Below are 5,647 nucleotides of genomic sequence, written 5' to 3' on the forward strand. Positions count from 1 at the left end.
AAGATGGTAACTCCCTCCGGCTGATGGTCGAGTTGGGTTTAGTGGTTGTTTGAGTTTGCTTTGGCGAACTGGAGATGAGCTGCTGGCCTCGATTTGACACGTTCTTGCCGGGTGGGTAAGTTATACGAGTTGCCCCGAAGCGACAGCCCATTATTGGGCCTGAAGTCGGGTGCGTCCGATCCTTGAGAACTCAACAGCGTGCACAATGTCAAATGCCAAAAACCTCGTGATTTGGATCCGTTTCTAGCGGTGAAGGATCGGGAGATTCCTTTGGAAAACATTTAAACAACAAAGCAAGTCAGTAATGATTTGTTCTGTCAGTTTCAAACTTGTGTCTGGTCCGCCTATTCCGGTGGTCAGTCACACTAGATGTGCCGTTGCCTTCGGGTTTCGTGCAGTCAAACATTTACGGAGAGTTTGATCCTGGCTCAGGACGAACGCTGGCGGCGTGCTTAACACATGCAAGTCGAACGGTGATGAGGAGCTTGCTTCTCTGATCAGTGGCGAACGGGTGAGTAACACGTGAGCAATCTGCCCTTGACTCTGGGATAAGCGTTGGAAACGACGTCTAATACCGGATACGACCCTTGGAGGCATCTCTGGGGGTGGAAAGAATTTTGGTCAAGGATGAGCTCGCGGCCTATCAGCTAGTTGGTGAGGTAATGGCTCACCAAGGCGACGACGGGTAGCCGGCCTGAGAGGGTGACCGGCCACACTGGGACTGAGACACGGCCCAGACTCCTACGGGAGGCAGCAGTGGGGAATATTGCACAATGGGCGAAAGCCTGATGCAGCAACGCCGCGTGAGGGACGACGGCCTTCGGGTTGTAAACCTCTTTTAGTAGGGAAGAAGCGTTAAAGTGACGGTACCTGCAGAAAAAGCACCGGCTAACTACGTGCCAGCAGCCGCGGTAATACGTAGGGTGCAAGCGTTGTCCGGAATTATTGGGCGTAAAGAGCTCGTAGGCGGTTTGTCGCGTCTGCTGTGAAAACCCGAGGCTCAACCTCGGGCCTGCAGTGGGTACGGGCAGACTAGAGTGCGGTAGGGGAGATTGGAATTCCTGGTGTAGCGGTGGAATGCGCAGATATCAGGAGGAACACCAATGGCGAAGGCAGATCTCTGGGCCGTAACTGACGCTGAGGAGCGAAAGCATGGGGAGCGAACAGGATTAGATACCCTGGTAGTCCATGCCGTAAACGTTGGGAACTAGATGTGGGGACCATTCCACGGTCTCCGTGTCGCAGCTAACGCATTAAGTTCCCCGCCTGGGGAGTACGGCCGCAAGGCTAAAACTCAAAGGAATTGACGGGGGCCCGCACAAGCGGCGGAGCATGCGGATTAATTCGATGCAACGCGAAGAACCTTACCAAGGCTTGACATATAGAGGAAACGTCTGGAAACAGTCGCCCCGCAAGGTCTCTATACAGGTGGTGCATGGTTGTCGTCAGCTCGTGTCGTGAGATGTTGGGTTAAGTCCCGCAACGAGCGCAACCCTCGTCCTATGTTGCCAGCACGTAATGGTGGGAACTCATGGGATACTGCCGGGGTCAACTCGGAGGAAGGTGGGGATGACGTCAAATCATCATGCCCCTTATGTCTTGGGCTTCACGCATGCTACAATGGCCGGTACAAAGGGCTGCAATACCGCAAGGTGGAGCGAATCCCAAAAAGCCGGTCTCAGTTCGGATTGGGGTCTGCAACTCGACCCCATGAAGTCGGAGTCGCTAGTAATCGCAGATCAGCAACGCTGCGGTGAATACGTTCCCGGGCCTTGTACACACCGCCCGTCAAGTCATGAAAGTCGGTAACACCCGAAGCCAGTGGCCTAACCCGCAAGGGGAGGAGCTGTCGAAGGTGGGATCGGTGATTAGGACTAAGTCGTAACAAGGTAGCCGTACCGGAAGGTGCGGCTGGATCACCTCCTTTCTAAGGAGCACAGCAGTGCCGTCTGTATACAGCGGAACACCACTGCCAAGCCATTTCGGGAGCACACGTTTCCCGGTGGCGCTCATGGGTGGAACATTGACATTGATGCAGAAGCGAACAGTTTGAACTTGGTACGCTCCGGTGTTGTTTACAGCACGGGAGTTGGAAGGGTTTGGGTTGGGGTTGACTGTATATGCACGCTGTTGGGTCCTGAGGGACCGGAACGATCGGGTTACGGCCTGGTTGGACTTTTCCTCTGGACCTTTTCCTGTTCACATCATTCGTGGGCAGGTGAGGGTACCGCCCGTACTTTGAGAACTACACAGTGGACGCGAGCATCTTAAATTTGACGGACCTCGGTCCGACAGATTACAAAGATCAAAGCACTCGTAAGAGTGTTAGATCATTGGTCAATTTCTGTCGCGAATTTATTCGTGACACCAATCGATTCAAACTCATGTGATTTCAAATTTCTAAGAGCAAACGGTGAATGCCTTGGCATGTAGAGCCGAAGAAGGACGTAGTAATCTGCGATAAGCCTCGGGGAGTTGATAAACGAACTGTGATCCGAGGATTTCCGAATGGGGAAACCCCGCCAGGCCCGTAAGGTGACCTGGTGACTCCCGCCTGAATATATAGGGCGGGTAGAGGGAACGTGGGGAAGTGAAACATCTCAGTACCCACAGGAAGAGAAAACAATAGTGATTCCGTTAGTAGTGGCGAGCGAAACCGGATGAGGCTAAACCGATCATGTGTGATAGCCGGCAGGCGTTGCATGGTCGGGGTTGCGGGACTTTTCTGCTGCTTCTGCCGAACAGTGAGGGTTAGAACGTTGTATAGACGAACAGGATTGAAAGCCTGGTCATAGAGGGTGCGAACCCCGTAGTCGAAATGCAGCAATCGCCCGAAGAGTATCCCAAGTAGCACGGGGCCCGAGAAATCCCGTGTGAATCCGTCAGGACCACCTGATAAGCCTAAATACTCCTACATGACCGATAGTGAACAAGTACCGTGAGGGAAAGGTGAAAAGTACCCCGGGAGGGGAGTGAAATAGTACCTGAAACCGTTTGCTTACAAACCGTTGGAGCCAGTCTGATTCTGGTGACAGCGTGCCTTTTGAAGAATGAGCCTGCGAGTTAGTGATATGTGGCGAGCTTAACCCGAGAGGGGAATGCGTAGCGAAAGCGAGTCTGAATAGGGCGATTCAGTCGCATGTCCTAGACCCGAAGCGAAGTGATCTATCCATGGCCAGGTTGAAGCGACGGTAAGACGTCGTGGAGGACCGAACCCACTTCAGTTGAAAATGGAGGGGATGAGCTGTGGATAGGGGTGAAAGGCCAATCAAACTTCGTGATAGCTGGTTCTCTCCGAAATGCATTTAGGTGCAGCGTTGCGTGTTTCTTGCCGGAGGTAGAGCTACTGGATGGCCGATGGGGCCTAAAAGCTTACTGACGTCAGCCAAACTCCGAATGCCGGTAAGTGAGAGCGCAGCAGTGAGACGGTGGGGGATAAGCTTCATCGTCGAGAGGGAAACAACCCAGACCACCAACTAAGGTCCCAAAGCGCGTGCTAAGTGGGAAAGGATGTGGAGTTGCACAGACAACCAGGAGGTTGGCTTAGAAGCAGCCACCCTTGAAAGAGTGCGTAATAGCTCACTGGTCAAGTGATTCCGCGCCGACAATGTAACGGGGCTCAAGCACGCCACCGAAGTTGTGGCATTGATATTTTTGGTAAGCCGCACACTTGTTGTGTTGGTTCAGCCGTGTTGATGGGTAGGAGAGCGTCGTGTGGCCAGCGAAGCGGCGGTGTAAACCAGCCGTGGAGGCTACACGAGTGAGAATGCAGGCATGAGTAGCGAAAGACGGGTGAGAAACCCGTCCTCCGAAAGATCAAGGTTTCCAGGGCCAGGCTAATCCGCCCTGGGTAAGTCGGGACCTAAGGCGAGGCCGACAGGCGTAGTCGATGGACAACGGGTTTATATTCCCGTACTGGCGAAAAACCGCCCAAGCTAATCCAGTAATGCTAAGTATCTGAATCCCACTGACCAATGCCTTCGGGCGGCGGGGGTGGGCCTAGCGTACGACCCTATGCTGGTGCGGTTAGCGTATTAACAGGTGTGACGCAGGAAGGTAGCTGAGCCGGGCGATGGTTGTCCCGGTCTAAGGATGTAGGCCGAGAGATAGGCAAATCCGTCTCTCATATAAGGCTGAGACCCGATGGGTAGTCCTCACGGACGAAATCAGTGATCCTATGCTGCCAAGAAAAGCATCGACGCGAGGTTTTAGTCACCCGTACCCCAAACCGACTCAGGTGATCAGGTAGAGAATACTAAGGAGATCGAGAGAATCGTGGTTAAGGAACTCGGCAAAATGCCCCCGTAACTTCGGGAGAAGGGGGGCCTGAGGCGTGAAGGGATTTACTCCTGGAGCGTTCGAAGGCCGCAGAGACCAGTGGGAAGCGACTGTTTACTAAAAACACAGGTCCGTGCCAAGTCGCAAGACGATGTATACGGACTGACGCCTGCCCGGTGCTGGAAGGTTAAGAGGAACGGTTAGCCGCAAGGCGAAGCTGAGAATTTAAGCCCCAGTAAACGGCGGTGGTAACTATAACCATCCTAAGGTAGCGAAATTCCTTGTCGGGTAAGTTCCGACCTGCACGAATGGCGTAACGACTTCCCAGCTGTCTCAACCGCGAACTCGGCGAAATTGCATTACGAGTAAAGATGCTCGTTACGCGCAGCAGGACGGAAAGACCCCGTGACCTTTACTACAGCTTGGTATTGGTGTTCGGTGTGGCTTGTGTAGGATAGGTGGGAGACTTTGAAGCTTGGACGCTAGTTCAGGTGGAGTCAACGTTGAAATACCACTCTGGTCATATTGGATATCTAACTTCGAACCGTGATCCGGTTCAGGGACAGTGCCTGGTGGGTAGTTTAACTGGGGCGGTTGCCTCCTAAAAAGTAACGGAGGCGCCCAAAGGTTCCCTCAACCTGGTTGGCAATCAGGTGTCGAGTGTAAGTGCACAAGGGAGCTTGACTGTAAGACTGACAAGTCGAGCAGGGACGAAAGTCGGGACTAGTGATCCGGCAGTGGCTTGTGGAAGCGCTGTCGCTCAACGGATAAAAGGTACCTCGGGGATAACAGGCTGATCTTGCCCAAGAGTCCATATCGACGGCATGGTTTGGCACCTCGATGTCGGCTCGTCGCATCCTGGGGCTGGAGTAGGTCCCAAGGGTTGGGCTGTTCGCCCATTAAAGCGGTACGCGAGCTGGGTTTAGAACGTCGTGAGACAGTTCGGTCCCTATCCGCTGCGCGCGCAGGAAATTTGAGAAGATCTATCCCTAGTACGAGAGGACCGGGATGGACGAACCTCTGGTGTGTCAGTTGTTCCGCCAGGAGCACCGCTGATTAGCTACGTTCGGAACGGATAACCGCTGAAAGCATCTAAGCGGGAAGCCGGCTTCGAGATGAGATTTCCATCCCTTCGGGGGAGAGGCTCGCAGCTAGACTACTGCGTTGATAGGCCGGATGTGGAAGAGGGGACTAAAGACCCTTGGAGCTGACCGGTACTAATAAGCCAATAATTTGATAACACTACAGTTTGAATAAGCTGCTCTGCGTCCACTATGTGGTTCTCGATGTACGGTCGAGAACAACGCCCTCACCGGCTCATAAACGGGTGAGGGCTCTATAACTGAAAAATATAGAATCGATTCATCGA

Annotated in this window: 2 rRNA genes; both read left to right on the forward strand. The window is 53.4% G+C overall.

Annotated features, from left to right (window positions below):
* Positions 1-405: 405 nt before the first annotated feature.
* Positions 406-1,927: ribosomal RNA gene (locus tag E3T37_RS05380) — 16S ribosomal RNA — on the forward strand.
* A gap of 463 nt (positions 1,928-2,390) precedes the next feature.
* Positions 2,391-5,519: ribosomal RNA gene (locus E3T37_RS05385) — 23S ribosomal RNA — on the forward strand.
* The 16S and 23S rRNA genes sit together here, the layout of an rRNA operon.
* Positions 5,520-5,647 lie beyond the last annotated feature (128 nt).

Source organism: Cryobacterium sp. TMT2-10, assembly GCF_004403075.1.
In the GTDB taxonomy this organism is placed as follows: domain Bacteria; phylum Actinomycetota; class Actinomycetes; order Actinomycetales; family Microbacteriaceae; genus Cryobacterium; species Cryobacterium shii.